14 protein-coding genes are annotated in these 15,438 nt (G+C 46.7%); 4 read left to right on the top strand and 10 right to left on the bottom strand.

The window, feature by feature from the left end; genetic code table 11:
- Positions 1-19: 19 nt before the first annotated feature.
- From QUB33_RS18550 to QUB33_RS18520, 7 genes are all read right to left on the bottom strand, one after another.
- Positions 20-985 carry an NAD(P)-dependent oxidoreductase gene (locus tag QUB33_RS18550; protein ID WP_333352325.1) on the bottom strand — a complete coding sequence of 322 codons (966 nt, stop codon included), beginning with the start codon at positions 983-985 and terminating at the stop codon, positions 20-22.
- 294 nt (positions 986-1,279) lie between these two features.
- On the bottom strand, positions 1,280-2,344 hold the full coding sequence (gene hemE, locus QUB33_RS18545) for a uroporphyrinogen decarboxylase (protein ID WP_333046489.1): 1,065 nt from the start codon (positions 2,342-2,344) through the stop codon (positions 1,280-1,282).
- Positions 2,345-2,583: 239 nt separating this feature from the next.
- Positions 2,584-3,369, bottom strand: coding sequence for a hypothetical protein (locus tag QUB33_RS18540; RefSeq protein ID WP_333352322.1), 786 nt, complete (start codon positions 3,367-3,369; stop codon positions 2,584-2,586).
- A gap of 165 nt (positions 3,370-3,534) precedes the next feature.
- Positions 3,535-4,464 carry an LD-carboxypeptidase gene (locus tag QUB33_RS18535; RefSeq protein WP_333352319.1) on the bottom strand — a complete coding sequence of 310 codons (930 nt, stop codon included), beginning with the start codon at positions 4,462-4,464 and terminating at the stop codon, positions 3,535-3,537.
- A gap of 305 nt (positions 4,465-4,769) precedes the next feature.
- Entirely contained in the window at positions 4,770-5,531 is a 762-nt protein-coding gene (gene map / locus QUB33_RS18530; protein ID WP_190659689.1) for a type I methionyl aminopeptidase, read from the bottom strand.
- Positions 5,532-5,666: 135 nt separating this feature from the next.
- Positions 5,667-6,752, bottom strand: coding sequence for a glycosyltransferase family 4 protein (locus QUB33_RS18525; protein WP_333352316.1), 1,086 nt, complete (start codon positions 6,750-6,752; stop codon positions 5,667-5,669).
- A 107-nt stretch (positions 6,753-6,859) separates the two neighbouring features.
- A complete protein-coding gene (locus tag QUB33_RS18520; RefSeq protein WP_333352313.1) occupies positions 6,860-8,053 on the bottom strand; it encodes a HEAT repeat domain-containing protein in 1,194 nt (397 codons plus the stop codon).
- A gap of 905 nt (positions 8,054-8,958) precedes the next feature.
- Here QUB33_RS18520 and QUB33_RS18515 point away from each other — a divergent pair.
- The gene (locus tag QUB33_RS18515) at positions 8,959-10,713 is read left to right on the top strand and encodes a CapA family protein (RefSeq protein WP_333352310.1); all 1,755 of its coding nucleotides are present in this window, start codon (positions 8,959-8,961) and stop codon (positions 10,711-10,713) included.
- A gap of 132 nt (positions 10,714-10,845) precedes the next feature.
- Here QUB33_RS18515 and QUB33_RS18510 read toward each other — a convergent pair whose 3' ends face one another.
- Positions 10,846-11,937 carry a PfkB family carbohydrate kinase gene (locus QUB33_RS18510; RefSeq protein WP_190659697.1) on the bottom strand — a complete coding sequence of 364 codons (1,092 nt, stop codon included), beginning with the start codon at positions 11,935-11,937 and terminating at the stop codon, positions 10,846-10,848.
- Between the two features lie 286 nt (positions 11,938-12,223).
- Entirely contained in the window at positions 12,224-12,775 is a 552-nt protein-coding gene (locus QUB33_RS18505) for a response regulator (protein WP_190659700.1), read from the bottom strand.
- 198 nt (positions 12,776-12,973) lie between these two features.
- On the opposite strand from QUB33_RS18505, the gene QUB33_RS18500 reads away from it, so the two are divergent.
- Together QUB33_RS18500 and QUB33_RS18495 are read left to right on the top strand one after the other, a co-directional pair.
- Positions 12,974-13,948 carry a lipoyl synthase gene (locus QUB33_RS18500; RefSeq protein ID WP_333352307.1) on the top strand — a complete coding sequence of 325 codons (975 nt, stop codon included), beginning with the start codon at positions 12,974-12,976 and terminating at the stop codon, positions 13,946-13,948.
- A gap of 126 nt (positions 13,949-14,074) precedes the next feature.
- Positions 14,075-14,221, top strand: coding sequence for a photosystem I protein PsaX (locus QUB33_RS18495; protein WP_242718794.1), 147 nt, complete (start codon positions 14,075-14,077; stop codon positions 14,219-14,221).
- Between the two features lie 246 nt (positions 14,222-14,467).
- On the opposite strand, the gene QUB33_RS18490 is transcribed toward QUB33_RS18495, so the two are convergent.
- A complete protein-coding gene (locus QUB33_RS18490) occupies positions 14,468-14,833 on the bottom strand; it encodes a hypothetical protein (RefSeq protein WP_333352304.1) in 366 nt (121 codons plus the stop codon).
- Between the two features lie 78 nt (positions 14,834-14,911).
- On the opposite strand from QUB33_RS18490, the gene QUB33_RS18485 reads away from it, so the two are divergent.
- A complete protein-coding gene (locus QUB33_RS18485; RefSeq protein ID WP_333352301.1) occupies positions 14,912-15,382 on the top strand; it encodes a DJ-1/PfpI family protein in 471 nt (156 codons plus the stop codon).
- Positions 15,383-15,438 lie beyond the last annotated feature (56 nt).

Genomic DNA, 15,438 nt, shown 5'->3' with positions numbered 1-15,438 from the left:
TCCCTCTTCCCTTTTCCTTCTAATTTGAATCTTTGCCGGGAATCCCGCTAGTTCTTAACATATCGGCAACTGTGCCACAGTAACTGGGCATTCCTATGCTTTCAGGATTCACAAGATTTTGATAAGTAAAATGGCGATAGCTGATACAAAATCTATCCCAAGCAGCAACCTGAATTCGGAACAGCCAAATAAAGAAATTAGCTAGCCAAGCTGAAAGAGTAATCCGAAAAAATATGTTTTTATTCAAATACTTGCAAGCTTGTTCTACCACTTCGTTAGCTGTAATCGCCGGATTTCCTAGCACAAAATGTCGCGGTTCCTCGGAAGCAGGCGGATGTTCAACTAAATAATTAACTACTTTAGCAATATCTGCGCCGTGGATGAAGTGAAAACTGCCATCTGCCTTAAACCAGCGAATCAAACCAATCCATTTTGCGACAAGTGGCAGACCAGAAGACAAGTGAGAGACTGGTTTTTCTGCGTCTCCTCCCAATACTAATGTCGGGTAAAGTGCCGTAATCGGAGGCACATTTGTCAAAGCTGACAAATGCACCATGCAGTTGTACTTTGAGGTAATATAATCTGTCCCCAGTTCCCCGGCTTCTTTGAGCAAATTGTTGTCTCTACCGAGAATGCTGGCCGTTGAGAAATAAATTACTTGCTGGCAAGTCTGTGGCGAAAGTAGTTGAATTAGGTGCAGAGTTTTGGTCACGTTAACGTCAAATACTTCTTGAGTTCCTCCCCAAGCAGTGGCCGCTAAAATTGCTACATTAATTGTTTGCAAAAGTTCGGCGTGTCGATCGATATCTCGCATATCGCCTTGTATTATATGGATGCCGGGGCGGGCTTTCCAGTCAAATTTTAAGTTTTCGGGGTTGCGAACTAAGAGGTAAAGTTCGTGGTTTGTGTCTTGAATCAAAGTTTCGGCCATGTAGTGACCGATACAGCCACTTGCACCCGTCACAAAAATTTTTTTGGAGTTCATTTTGCCGCAGGGGAAGAGGGAGGATTTGACGCTTTTTCGACGCTAGGGACACGGCATTGCCGTGTCCCTACAAATATAATGTACAATTACCGGATTCGCTCCGATTATAAAATCTTTTTCGACGCTAGGGAGACAGCATTGCCGTCTCCCTAAAAATATAATGTGCAATTAACCGGATTCGCTCCGATCATATATTTTTTTTGACGGTAGGGAGACGGCATTGCCGTCTCCCTACAAATATCAGGTGCAGGTGAAGTTAACCGGATTGGATCTGATTTTAAAATCAAAATCCAATCAAGCAGCAACTGCAAGCAATTTGTCGGCTTGTTTTGCGGTTTCAAAGAAGAAACGCACGTTATCTTCGGGAGTTCCCGGTAATACGCCGTGTCCCAAATTGAGGATGTGTCCGCGATGACCGGCTTTGCGAATTGTATCAAGAATTCGATCGCGAATAAACGGTTGAGAACCAAACAACACGCCCGGATCGAGATTTCCTTGAACGTTCATATTCGGGCCCAAACGTCGGCGCGCGTCGGCCATATCAACTGTCCAATCGACGCTGATGATATCCGCGCCGGATGTTGTCATGCGTTCGAGGAGGCCGGCACTTCCAGTGACTAACAGAATTAGCGGTGTGTCGGGATGGGTTTTTTTGACTTGCTCGAATACTTGTTTCTGGTAAGGTAGAGCGAAGGTGTCGTAGTCCTGCGGGGAAAGTTGGCCGGCCCAGGAGTCGAACATTTGCACTACTTGCGCGCCGCAGTCGATTTGATAGCGCACGTAAACGGCGATCGCATCTGCGAATTTCGACAGCAACTGATGCAGTAAAGTTGGATCGGAAAATGCCATGTTTTTGATGATGGCATAATCCTTAGAACCTTTGCCCTCAACAGCATAAGCCGCCAGCGTCCACGGCGCGCCCACAAAGCCGAGCACGGTGGATTTGTTGCCGACTTCTTCGCGCAGGGATTTCAGGATGGTTTTGATAAACGGCAAACTTTCTTCCGGGTTCAGCGGTTGCAGGTTGTCGATTTGCTGCTGAGTGCGGATGGGTGCGTGGATAATCGGGCCTTTGCCTTCGGCGATGTCCATGTCAATGCCCAAACCGGGCATGGGGGTGACAATATCGGAAAACAGAATTACGCCGTCGGGTTGAAACGCGCGCCACGGCTGGAGGGAAACTTCGATCGCAACTTCGGGAATTTCGGAACGTTCGCGAAACGAGGGATACTTTTCTCGCAAATCTCGATAAGCCTTCATGTAGCGGCCGGCTTGACGCATCATCCACACGGGCGGGCGGTCTAGGGTTTCGCCACGGGCTGCCCGCAACAACAAGGGAACTTCATTTAATGCCGACATTTTAACTTTTCTCTACCTTAGATATTTCAATGCCTTTGGTAGCTTACCACTGTGCGATCGTCCTTTTCGACAAAATCGTTGTGTGTACAAATGTGTATTTTGCCATTGCCAAAGAAAGTTAGGCGAGGGCCAGAGATCGACTGTATATAAAGGACTGGTATAAATCCTGTGTATACGCAAAGAAACCGGGTTTCTATGAAGAAACCCGGTTTCTGATCCCGCGCTACAGCTTGACCTACTTACCTCGTTACGCACACTCCGCCCACCACTACCCGACATTGCTCTCGGCGCTCATCGAACCTCCTATTATTATCCACCCTCGCCGAATCTAAATCTCTAGTCCGCGAATTGTAGTAATAATCCCCCGCCGGAAAGTTTCTAGTCGGGACAGCGCAGTAAGTCGAGTCTTGGTTACCATCGTCAAACCTTACTCTCACCATAGAACGTCTCTCGCGACAATCAACAGACCGCAAGCCAAAATCATCTTGCAGAAGCTGTGCTCTGTCATATTGACCGTCATATCGATCGTCATCTCGCCTCGTGTACCAATCGTCCCGCGAATTGCGAGCTCGTCTGTCGCCCCCTTCAATTCCCGCAACTTCCAGCGTGTAGCTACCGCCTCTGGCAGCATCTTTTGCTAACACTAACAGTTTATAATCGCCACTACGGGGAATTTGATAATTAAAAGAACGGTCTTGCGTAAAAGCGACTTGTTTGTTGTTTCCGTAAAACAGTACCATGACGGGAGCAAAACCGCTCCTTGTATCTGTGTCTAAAAATACTTCAATGTTATCGCCTTCCCGAGCGCTGAATGTGTATTCTTGACCGCGCAATTCTTCAGTCGGAGAACCCGGAACCCACATATTCCGGAAACGGTAAATCGGGGAAGTGCGGCGAATTACTCCATCTATGCGATCGTTATTCTGTATCTGTTCGCCAACTGCACTTGAGGAAATCCCGGTAAGTGCCAATCCTGCAACTAGCACAGTGGCCGCAATACTGTTTAACAAGTTGTGCGTTCTCATATCAACCTCTCGAAAATTTTAAAATTTTTGTGCTTTCTTGGCGCCGACATTTGCATACACAATCCATTTTAAATGTAATTTCTGCCAACCGTGTCAACCTTACCCAACCCGGCTATTTAGCGGGTGCAAAATCTCAAGTTAAAGTTATAGACGTTAATCACTAATCTAAAGTTGCGATTTATCGCCGCAAATCAGCAATCCCGATTCCGCGTCGAGACAAGCCATGATTCCCATAGGTAAAGCAGCGTTAACCCCCTCGTGGCCGAAGGGCAAATCTGAGACAATGGGAATATTCAAGTCCCCCAGCCGATCGCGCAAAACCTCTTCAATGCTAAAACTGGGAATACTCGGGTCAATCTCGCAGCGACTGAAGCGCCCCAAAGCAATGCCCCGCACCCCAGCGAAAGCCCCCGCCATCCGCCACAAAGTCAGCATTCGATCGACCCTGTAAGGAGCCTCGGAAACATCCTCAAATGCGAGAATAACCCCGGTCAAATCCGGTTGATACGGGGTTCCGAGCAAATGAGAAGCAACTGTCAGATTCGCAGGAAACAGCCGCCCGGTGGCTTGTCCGCTGCCCCATCCTTTACCTTGCAAAGATTGTAAGGGACGACCTTCTATGCAGTCAAAAAGTCGATCGACAGACCAATCCGGTTCCGCAGCCAAAGTTGTCAGCATCGGCCCGTGAACGCCCCAAACACCCAATTTAGCCTGATTCCACAGCAAAGCAGTAATGTCGGAAAAGCCGATTAACCATTTCGGCGAATGGGAATCGGGAGTTGGGAATTGGGAATTTTCTGCCTTTCCCACATTTCCTTTTTCCAAAAGCCGAGTGCTGCCGAAACCGCCTCGAACACAGAGAATACCGCGACAATCCGGGTCATTGAGGGCATCTGCTAACTGTCGGACGCGGTTTTCATCGGAACCTGCCAAATAGCCCCAGCGATCGTCAAAACCCGGTGTTAATTCAAGTCGATAGCCGCGAGATTTCCAAATTTCTACACCCTTTTCAAAATTGGTTGATTCTCGCAAAGTGCCACTAGGGGCAATTACTTTGAGCAAATCTCCTGGTTGCAGAAATTTTATGTCAGTCATTTGTTATTAGTTATTAGTTATATCGTGTTTCGTGAATCGAGCGTAATTCTGTAGAGGTGGATTTTACACACAATTTCTGACTGAAACAGACCATCTCAAAAACCCGCCCCCACCCACCCATAAATACAAACCTACATTTTCGGATTCGATGCAAATTTCAGGTTGATGTAGGTTATCGGTTGTGGCGGGGCGGGTCGAGCTAGATTGTTGATAATCGTTAGATATTGTCGGTAAAACCCGCCCCTACGGGATATGGTTGATTATTGATTTAGGAGTGAGTTTTTCAGATTGTTTGTTAATCGTTACTACGGTAAAGTCAGAATTTCCACCCCAGAATCAGTCACAGCCAGAGTGTGCTCGAATTGAGCCGAAAGTTTTCCATCCTTGGTGATAGATGTCCAACCATCGGCGAGAATTTCCACTTCCCAAGTACCCTCATTAATCATCGGCTCGATCGTAAAAACCATGCCTTGTCTGAGCTTCTTTCCCGTGCCCCGCTTGCCGTAGTGCAGAATTTCCGGTTCAGTGTGAAAGACTCGGTGAATCCCGTGTCCCGCAAAATTTCGCACTACCGAAAAGCCTTGTGCTTCAGCATATTCTTGAATCGCGGCACCGATGTCGCCGGTACGAGCACCCGGTTTGACTTCCGCAATTCCTCTTCTTAAACATTCCTCGGTTACTTCAACCAACTTTTTCGCTACCGGTGAAGGTTTCCCGACAAAAAAAGTCTTGGAAGTATCGCCATGATAACCATCTACTAAAGGCGTTACATCAATATTAATAATATCCCCTTCTTTTAGAATTTGTTTCGCATTGGGGATGCCGTGACAGACTACTTCATTGACGCTAGCACACAGAGATTTTGGAAATCCTTTATAGCCTAGCGGAGCGCTTTTTGCTCCGTGTGCCAAAGTCCACCGTTCAGCTTCATCGTTAATTTCTAGAGTGCTTACTCCCGGTTTAACCATCGGTTCGAGATGTAGCAGAAGTTCGGCCGCTAAACGGCCTGCTTGGCGCATTTTTTCAATTTCTCTACTGGATAAAAGCACTAAACGTTCGGTCGCCATAGTTTTTTCAGTTTTCTTTTTTTGTGATCGATTAAGAGTTTATTTAACTCAATTTTAGAATAGATTTGAATTGCTGTTCAATAAACTTGTAAGGTGCGTCAGTCAGCGAATCTTGGTAAAATTTTGCCAGTATTATTACTGACGCACCCTACTGGCAGTGATAGATTGGAACCAGTGTTCACAACGATCGCCCAAAGCTGCTAAAGAATATTCTACCTCTGCTTGTCGCCTGCAAGCGCTGCGGTCAATTTGGTCTAAGCGGGCGATCGCACCTACCAAGCCATTTACGCTATCAGGCTCCACTAAAAAGCCCGTCAGTCCGTCTCTAACAATTTCCGCCGGTCCCCCGCGCTCGTAAGCAATCACAGGCACACCGCACGCTAAAGCCTCGATCGCGACATTTCCGAAAGCTTCCACCCAACGCGGCGTCATCAACAATGCTCGGCACTGCCGGACTTGCTCTTGCATTTGGGTTGTTGTCAAAAATCCTAAATATTCTACCGGAGCATCCGGGTAATCTGCACAAATTTTTTGCCAATAATCCTCATCTTGCATTTTGCCCATAATTTTCAGGGGAATGCCTGTAATTTTTGCTGCTGCTACTGCATCTTCTAAGCCTTTCTCCGGAGCGATGCGGCCTAGCCAAGCTAATTGAGACTGCGGTTTGTTGCAAAATTCGTACAGGGATAAATCTATGCCATTTCCCAACAACTGACATTCATCGGCAAAGGCGAATGTTTTGGCTTGAGAAGCGGTGTGAACTCCGATCGTACCAGGAAACTGGACGGCGGTTTGTCCGGCAATGCGATCGAGGGCTGCGGAAAGAGATCCCATGCTGATCAAATGTGCGATCGGAGTCCTAAAAAATGGTGTCAAATAAAACGGCAGCCAATCGTAGGCAAAGTTAACAATGACATCCCATTCATCCTGAACTTTGCGAGCATATTCCCACATATTCGCCAGCACAGAATCTGCGGGCATCACAATAGGATCATTGTAACCTTGTGTTTGGGCGGTTACTTGCAAATCGCCCGTTATTTCGATTACTGGAATTGATTCTAAGACTGAACCTATCGGCGCTACGACTGCTATTTTATGACCGCGACTCTGCAATTCTTTAGCAATGTTAAGGACTGTAAGTTCGACACCGCCCCCCAACCCCGAACCTAGTTGACCGACCGAAGTTGACAGGAACAATAGTTTTAAAGGGTTATTAGTCATTAATCCTTAATCATTAGTCAGCATTCACTAATTTTAACATAATCTAAATTATAAATTCTCCCATCTCAAATCTCAATTTTCAAATAATTTTAAAATTGCTACATTTATTAATCCCTCCCAGAACGCGGACGGATGCGATTCAACTGATTGATTGCCCAGCGAGCAACTTCCTGAACTTCGGGATCGGGATCGTCCGTCGCACGGTGCAACAAGTAACTGATTTGATTCACCAATTCGTAAATCCGCGTCAAGTCGCGAATTGCATTTTTACGCACTTCGGGATTTTCATTCTGCAGCGAAATTGACCACGCATTATTCATGGGTTTGAGCGTGCGAATGCCAATTTCCGAGAGACTTGCCAAAATTAAACTGTACTGCTTGGAGTCGGAATTTGCTAGCAAATCGAGCAACGGCTCAACTGCTCTGGAATCTCCCTGCTGGCCGAGTTCCCAAATTGCTTTGCCCCTCTTTGCCGGATTTAGGTGCTGCAAATCTTCAATCAGTGCTTCAATAATATCAACTTTAGGTCTACCATCCGTTTCGGGAAGGGCAATATCTTTCTTGGGACTCGCTAGCGAATCGCCTTGATTAGTTGTTTCGGGAATGTTGAAACCTGTGTTGCTGTACCCATTGCTGTGATGTTCCAAGGGCGAGGTGTCGGAATTAATTCGATCGCCCTCGAATGCTGCATCGTCGGATTCTGATTCCCCGGATTCCAGGATAAAAGACCGATCGCTGCTGTCGAGACTGTTGTCTTTTGGCAAATCCAAAGGGTAGGGCAAGGCTGACAGCGGTTTGGATAGCCCAAAAGAAGCATCTTGCTGTGTAATTGCGTGCGAGTTTGTAGGAGAACCGGAATTAGTAAATTGAGAGTTTCTTTGGCTTTGGCGCTCAAATCTTCCCCGTCTTCGCTTAGAATAATTTGACTCGTCACTGCTAACTAATTTGAGCATGATAAATACTGCCGCTGCCGTGACGACAACTGCTGCCAAACCCAACATTAAGAACCCCCGCTGACGAGACAAAATGACGATCAAATTGGATACTGATTTCGGGATCTTAGAATTAGATTTGGACGTTTTGGACGGCTGAGATTTGTTTTTATCGGGCGCTGGAGACGGTTTTGAAGGCTTGGAATCCTGGCGATCGTCCGGGGGAGAGTTCGCCTGAGCAATTTCTGGGGAAACAGCCCGGTAGGAGGCATTGAGTACCTGGTGCTTTCCGTCCGCACTTGGACTGAACGCAGCGCCCAGACAGGCAATGCAGGTGAACAAACATACAGAGGAGCGGTAATGCGCCATAAGACTCAATCCGGGTTTTGAGAGGCAACGCCGCATGACGAGCTTTAGTTTAACCTTGAGTTAGCTCGATCCTAGCTGCTATGGGCTTAACTAACTCACAAATACCACCAGACTAGCGAAAAACCCTGGTTTGAGAGGGCACTGAGCCAGATATTATAAGCACAATTGTGTCATTGACCTGCAACTCCTTTAAATAATTAGTTTAAAACGAACAACTACATCGGCGGCTACGACTTTAGCAGCGGCATCCCGAAAGTTGATTGCAGCTAATCTCACCTACGTGCAGTGTGCAGTGCAGGCACCGCAGCGCAGCGCTGCGGGGACACTAGCAGACGATTGTGGCTCGCCGTCGATTTCTCACTAATAGCGTGGCATGACCAAGAGTTTAACAAGCTTCCGAGCCTGCGGGGCGATCGTTTTTATCGGAATTTGGGCCCAAGTGGGACAGGGGGATTGGCACTGGAAACGAGAAACCTGGTTTTTTCGTTAATTCTTCGCTACTAAACCGCATATTTTCAGTACATTCAAGCACGCACTCTGGAGAGCGTAAACCAGTTTTATTTACCAAAAATGCTGTAAGAAAGAGAGCGCTGATTTGACAGATGTTAATTTGAAGGGGGCAATTATCCCGGATAGAAGTGTTTGGGCTATGGGCTAATATAACCGTTAGGAAATATTGTATTCAGCTAGCCAGCGCAAAAAATCATACTATTTTGTAAAAGTAGGGTCGGATTTAGTTAGGAGCTATAGTGACAGCGAGTAGACCCTTTCACGCAGGCGTCCTCTGCCAACGTTTTGTTTATTTCTATCCACTTATTTAAGTTAAATCAATCGGTATTTAATGCTGTGCCGCCAATTTTGATATAAGATAGAACTAAATTTTTAGTGTGAGAGTAGAGGCGTTTGTGAGCCAACAAGATATTTTAAATTTAGCAAAAGAAGGCGATGCTAGGGCGATCGCATTTCTGATCGGCCAAGCACTCCAAAGCTTCGGCGTCACGGCTAAAGCCAGCCGGGAAAATGACACCCTGCACCTGCTCCTGGAAGCAGAACACTTGCCCGCAGAAGAAGCCTGTCTCCGAGTCGCAGTCAAAGGGTTGCAGCGGCTGCAACCAAATAACCTTTACTCAGTCACAATTTACGGGCGGCAGGGCGGCCAGCAATTACCCGCTTGGACTCAGACGGTAGAATTAAAAAAACGCTTGACTTCCGAACCCGTGAGTCCATTAGTTGCCGTGAATGCAGCAGTAGCCGCTAGTGCAACAGTAGCCGCGAGTCTACCCGCTTCTCCCATTCCTGTGACTTTGCCCCAGCTAGAAAAACCTCAAAATGTCACAACTGCGCCCCCTCAAACACCAGAAAAATCTCCGCCCCAACCCCCTAAAATCCCCACTCCAAAACCCACAAACCAACGGCAGCAAAAGCAATCACCCCAGCCAGAGTTAGCCCGCACTAAAACTAAAAAATCTGGGCTGTCAGTGGGTGCTCTGAGTCTAATTCTCGTGCCCATATCCGGCTTTGTGCTGGCTTCTCAACTTTACAAATCCTCAACCACCGCTACTAATAACCCTCTAACGTCACAGCCTGCGGTACAAAAAGCGATCTCGACACCCGCACCTGCACCCGCCGCCAAACCCCTTCCAGATCCAAAATCGCCCTCCCCGGCTGCCAAAAAACCTGCCATTGTGCCCGCAACTGTCAGCATCAAAGCAGTTGGCGACATGGTTCCCGGTACAAATTATCCCTACAACAAACTGCCGGCAAAAAAAGAGATGTTATTAGAGTCGGTAAAACCGTACCTCAAAGGAGCTGATATTCTGTTTGGCAATTTTGAAAGCACGATGACCGATTATCCTTACAGTTCCAAAGCAGGCGGCGGACGAATGCTGATTGCCTTTCGGACGCCTCCGAGTTATGCCAAAATCTTCAAAGATGTTGGTTTTGATATTTTGAGTATTGCCAACAATCACTCTTACGATTTTCACGAGCAGGGATTTAATGACACGATTAAAAACATCGACAGCAATGGCATGAAGGCTGTTGGTAAAAGAGATCAAATTGTTTATAAAAATGTCAAGGGCGTGAATTTTGCCTTTATCGGTTTCAGCAACTACGGCGACGTTCACAATTCTTTGCTGGAACTGAAAGCAGGAGCAGAAGTTGTCAAAAAAGCCAAACAAAATGCTGATATTGTAGTGATATCAGTTCATGCTGGTTCTGAAGGAACGGGAGCTCTGAATGTGAGAAATAAAACTGAGTTCTTTTACGGAGAAAACCGGGGAAATATGGTTTTGTTTTCGCGGACGATGATTGATGCGGGAGCAGATTTGATTTTGGGACATGGCCCGCACGTTCCCAGAGCTATGGAACTTTATAAAGGGAAATTGGTTGCTTATTCTCTGGGCAATTTTTTGGGTTATCGCACTTTGTCCTCAGCAGGAGCACTCGGTAAATCTCTAATTTTGGATGTGAAAATGACTCCGCAAGGGGATTTTGTTTCTGGTAAGATTATCCCCATCCAACTTGACGGGCGAGGTGTGCCGGCTGTTGATAACAATTTTAGGACTGTGGGGTTGATTGACAGTTTGACAAAGAGCGATTTTCCCAATAGCGGTTTGACCATTGATGACAAGGGACAAATTTTGAAAAAGAGTAAGTGAGTAGGGTGCGTCGCCCTCAACAATAACTGGTTCCCAGGCTGTGGCTGGGAACCAGCAATCAAACTATTGTGGCCCGTTGCTCATAGCAACGCCCGAAATATGCAATTTAAATGCAGTACAGCTTAGCCACCCCTATAGTGCAATCATCGTTTTCAAAGCTTCTTTCATTTCGTCTGCTGTCGTCGTTGCCGTACCGAATTGACGCACGACAATACTAGCCGCCAAATTGCCTAAAACAGCCGCTTCCCAACCAGATGCACCGACGCACAAAGCTAAAGTCATTGCTGCTACAACTGTATCTCCAGCACCAGTTACGTCGAATACATCAGTCTTGTTAAAAGGGGGAATGTCCCAACTTTGAATGGCAAATTCCCCCTTTTCACAAATGGATGTTGGAGGGGGTGAATTTTTGATTTCTTCGCCGTTCGCCCTTTCAAACAAAGTCATCCCTTCTTCGCCGCGAGTAATCAGGATTTTTTGAGCTTGAGTTAAGTTCAACAAATCTCGTCCTGCTTGCATTAAAGTTTGAGGGTTTTTGATAGCATATCCGACGGCTTGCTCGGCTTCGGGCAAGTTCGGAGTAAATAACATTGCTCCAGAATATCGCTGCAAATTTGTTTGAGCGTCTACAATTGTTTTGCCGGGAACCACTGCCGATTCGATCGCCAAATTCGTCAAAACTCCGTCGCCGTAGTCGGAACAAACCACTGCATCTACTGTCGGTATTTGCTGCCGGATGTAGTCTGCCAGTTGCAACTGCAAATCTAAATCCGGCAACTCGTCCGATTTGCGATCGACTCGGACAATTTGCTGAGTCACCGACTGCCGCGCGTGTCCGGAAATTCGAGTTTTGGTGACAGTTGGACGCTGCGAATCGATTAAAATCCCACCCGTATCAATTCCCGCCGCCTCAAAAATACCGCACAAAGCCTTTCCCTGGTCGTCTTTTCCCACCAAACCAGCAACTTTTACTTTGCCTCCCAGTTTGGCTAAATTATAGACAGCATTTGCGCCACCTCCGGGTACTTGCTGAGTATTTTCGTAGCGCAAAATCAACACAGGTGCTTCGCGGGAAATTCGCTCTACTTGTCCGGTAAGAAACTCGTCCAAGGTCAAATCTCCGATCGCTAATACCTGCGCTCGATCGAAGCAGTCTAATCTTTTCAATAATTGCTCTGTTGAGGCACGCAGTTGAGGCAAAAAATCGGAATAGTCGTTAGTCATTAACCAAAAAAATGAGACTGAGGAGTTAATAATTGAGTGTGGAACGAGCGGGAATTAAAAATCCTAATATTAATTAATAATTAATTTCCTCCCTTGTTTTATTTTTAACTTTTAATTGATTTTCTCACTGGGATTTTGAGAAACCAGTTGCAGGCTATTGGCGATCGCACTCGCTCAAACAATTTGGCAAAAAAATGCCGATAAAATCGCCGCCTTTGAGACTCAACTGAAAGTTTCACGGTGTGGAAGTTTCCTTCTACATAAGTGCCTTCAAAAAACAGCAGAATTATTTCAATTTCTGCTTGATGATCGTAATCACCTGAGTCATTTGTTTTTTGAGTGCATCAATTTCCGCTTGCATTTTCGCCATTTTCGCAGTCATCGCCTGAATTTCGGCGGCGCCCGCTCCAGAGCTGGGTGCAGCGGCTGCTGCTGGGGCTTCCGGCACTGGTTTCTTTTTGGCCAGTACCATCGCCGATTTGATTGCCTCGGTTAGCTGCTTCTTCTCAAACGGTTTGGCGATGAATGCAAAAAAATGCTTCTCAAAGGGTTTCGGAATTTTTTCCATCACCTCTTCTTCGCGGCCCGACATGATCACCAAAGGTATCTTAGAAAGCTCAGGATGGGCTTGCACTTTTTGATACACTTCCCAACCGCTGACTTTGGGCAGTAGGAAATCTAACATAATTAGATTTGGCCGGGCTTGACGGATCAGTTTGAGTCCCTCTTCGCCGTCTTTTGCTTCTAGAACTTCAAAGTTACCCTGAGGCAACATCTCTCGGACTCGGACGCGGATGACTTTACTGTCATCGATTACCAAGATTTTTTGACCAGCCACGACTGACTCCTTCAGTAATGAATGAGTGATGATTTGCAACCTTCAGTATATCCCTAACAGAATTCTACCCATAATTCTGGGCGAGTTTAGTTTTGTTGCACCTAGGCGCGATTCTGATTTCGGGTGCTACTCCTACAAGTTCAGGGCCTTTGATTTCGGATACGATCGAAGGAATTAACTCAATCGCCACTTAATTTTATGTCGCCCCAAACTCCTAAAACTCCTACTGTCAAAGCAGTTGCCGCCCAAATGCGGGGTGAAATCGAGGCGATGCCGGAATGGTTGCGTAGGCCCGTTGGCAAAGCTAGCGAACTTTCCCAAGTACAAAAAATTATCAAACAGCGGCAAATTCACACGATTTGTGAGGAGGGGAGATGCCCCAACCGGGGCGAGTGCTACGCGCAAAAAACGGCGACTTTTTTGTTGATGGGGCCGACTTGCACCCGCGCTTGTGCTTTTTGTCAAGTAGATAAAGGTCATTCTCCGATGCCCCTCGACCCGGAGGAACCGAAAAAGGTGGCTGAGGCTGTGCAGTTGTTGGGTTTGCGCTATGCGGTGCTGACTTCGGTGGCGAGAGATGATTTGCCGGATGGGGGTGCGGGTTGGTTTGCCAGGACGATCGCCCAAATCCGCCTTCTTAACCCACATACTGAAGTTGAGGTACTGACGCCGGATTTTTGGGGGGGAACGGGTAGGGGCGGTGCCCCCGTGCCCGCCCCCGAGGGGGAGAATTCAGGCCTCGATGAGTTGCAGCGACAGCGGATTCGCACGGTGGTGGAGGCTAAACCGGCTTGTTACAACCACAATATTGAGACGGTGCGTCGCTTGCAAGGGCCGGTGCGGAGGGGGGCGAAGTACGATCGCTCGATCGACGTTCTGCGTATTGTTAAGCAATATGACCCAACTATTCCCACCAAATCCGGTTTGATGTTGGGGCACGGGGAAACCGAAGCCGAGATAGTCGAAGCGATGAGAGATTTGCGGGATGCCAAGTGCGATCGGCTCACCCTCGGTCAATACATGAGACCATCTCTAGAGCACCTCCCAGTGCGTAAATACTGGACCCCAGCCGAATTTGACCGTTTTGGGTCGATCGCCCGGGAGATGGGGTTTGAGCGCGTGCGATCGGGGCCTCTCGTCCGCAGTTCCTACCACGCTGGAGAGAGCGATTGAAATTAATCTGAATTCAACTCGGTATAAACTCCTTGTTACAAAAAATAACTCTAGAGGATTGTGCATAAGTGCGACGCTCTCTGCTATTTGTAAATAGAGTGACATTATGAATTAGGAGCTTTACCTATGCCAGAGATAGCGAAGAACCAATTAAAATCCGAGTCCGTGATGAAAACGGGCAAATTCCCTTACACATTTCGCGCAGGCTGGTTTCTGTTGCTGTTAGCAATCAATTTTGTGGTTGCAGGCTTTTATTTCCATATCATTGAATAGTTCTGCCAGTTAACTTTTAGCAGACCCTGCTTTTCTCGACCTCAACGTCAGAGAATGGGAGAGGGGGAGAGGGAGAGAGTTTTGAGTTTTGAGTTGGCGAGAATATGACTTCATTTTTCTAACTAATGACTACTGACTTCTTCCCTCTTCCCTGTTCCTTCTGACTCCTGACTCCTGACTCCTGACTCCCCACTTTTGCTCAATAATTAATCCGTGTATCTGTGTCGTGCCTTCCTTCTTCCTTCTCTAGCGATTTCTCGACGATTCTAGCTTTGACAACCGCTCTTGAATTTTGATAATATCTTGCTTGTTTTCAATTGCCAAAGTTGCTAAATTGTCAAACATCGGGTCTCCCGACAGCGTTCTAGGATTTGTGCGAGCAGAACCTGAAAGGGAAGGAGACTGAGGCCGGTTAACTCTAGAACCTTGATTCTGCAAACTGTAGATTTGTCCTCGGAGTTCAGAAATTTGCCTTTCTAATTGAGTAATGCGAAACTCTAATTGAGTTGTGGATTGAGCGGGCGTGACAATTGGCGCAACAGCAATTGCTAAGGCGCAAGCCAGACATAAAAGACAGATTGTTAGGGCGCGATGGCGAATATTTTTCGGCATAGCTTTAATAATTTAAATTATACCTGTTCTACGATAACAAATCGCCGAGATTTTTTGCCTCTATCAGAAGTAGGTCTTATGGCAACTAGGAACGTAGCTATTTTAATGTTCGATGATGTGGAGGTACTGGACTTTGCAGGCCCTTTTGAAGTGTTTTCGGTTGCCTCAGAATTAAGTAAGGGCGAGCGACCTTTTGCAGTCTCTACCGTAGCGGAACATCCCGGTGCTGTCAACGCCCGTAATGGTTTGAGTGTAAATCCCCACTGCACGATTTCCGATTGTCCGCCACCGGATATTTTAATTGTACCGGGAGGACAAGGTACAAGAAAGTTAATCGATAATTCAGCAGTTATTAACTGGATAAAAAATTGTTCGCGAACAGCAGAATTAGTGCTTTCTGTCTGTACGGGTTCGCTGCTTTTGGCAAAAGCTGGTTTGTTAGAAGGTTTGGAAGCAACTACCCACCATCACGCATTGGATTTATTGAAAAAATTAGCGCCTAACACAACTATTATCGAAAATCAGCGAGGGAGCATCCCGGTTTTGTAAATATCCGAATAAGCGTAAAATAGTTAAAATCAATAAAAGCGTCAAAAAAAGTCGAG

Source organism: Microcoleus sp. B3-A4 (assembly GCF_036705385.1).
In the GTDB taxonomy this organism is placed as follows: Bacteria; Cyanobacteriota; Cyanobacteriia; order Cyanobacteriales; family Microcoleaceae; genus Microcoleus.
Note: the sequence above shows the minus strand (reverse complement) of the source record. Positions and strands in the feature narration are given on the sequence as shown.

What these genes read in the sequence shown, in the direction of transcription:
- QUB33_RS18490 (WP_333352304.1), bottom strand. Translation starts at nt 14,833, where the DNA reads ATGCCGAAAAATATTCGCCATCGCGCCCTAACAATCTGTCTTTTATGT.
- QUB33_RS18495 (WP_242718794.1), top strand. Translation starts at nt 14,075, where the DNA reads ATGCCAGAGATAGCGAAGAACCAATTAAAATCCGAGTCCGTGATGAAA.
- QUB33_RS18500 (WP_333352307.1), top strand. Translation starts at nt 12,974, where the DNA reads ATGTCGCCCCAAACTCCTAAAACTCCTACTGTCAAAGCAGTTGCCGCC.
- QUB33_RS18540 (WP_333352322.1), bottom strand. Translation starts at nt 3,369, where the DNA reads ATGAGAACGCACAACTTGTTAAACAGTATTGCGGCCACTGTGCTAGTT.
- QUB33_RS18535 (WP_333352319.1), bottom strand. Translation starts at nt 4,464, where the DNA reads ATGACTGACATAAAATTTCTGCAACCAGGAGATTTGCTCAAAGTAATT.
- QUB33_RS18520 (WP_333352313.1), bottom strand. Translation starts at nt 8,053, where the DNA reads ATGGCGCATTACCGCTCCTCTGTATGTTTGTTCACCTGCATTGCCTGT.
- QUB33_RS18550 (WP_333352325.1), bottom strand. Translation starts at nt 985, where the DNA reads ATGAACTCCAAAAAAATTTTTGTGACGGGTGCAAGTGGCTGTATCGGT.
- QUB33_RS18485 (WP_333352301.1), top strand. Translation starts at nt 14,912, where the DNA reads ATGGCAACTAGGAACGTAGCTATTTTAATGTTCGATGATGTGGAGGTA.
- QUB33_RS18510 (WP_190659697.1), bottom strand. Translation starts at nt 11,937, where the DNA reads ATGACTAACGACTATTCCGATTTTTTGCCTCAACTGCGTGCCTCAACA.
- hemE (WP_333046489.1), bottom strand. Translation starts at nt 2,344, where the DNA reads ATGTCGGCATTAAATGAAGTTCCCTTGTTGTTGCGGGCAGCCCGTGGC.
- QUB33_RS18525 (WP_333352316.1), bottom strand. Translation starts at nt 6,752, where the DNA reads ATGACTAATAACCCTTTAAAACTATTGTTCCTGTCAACTTCGGTCGGT.
- map (WP_190659689.1), bottom strand. Translation starts at nt 5,531, where the DNA reads ATGGCGACCGAACGTTTAGTGCTTTTATCCAGTAGAGAAATTGAAAAA.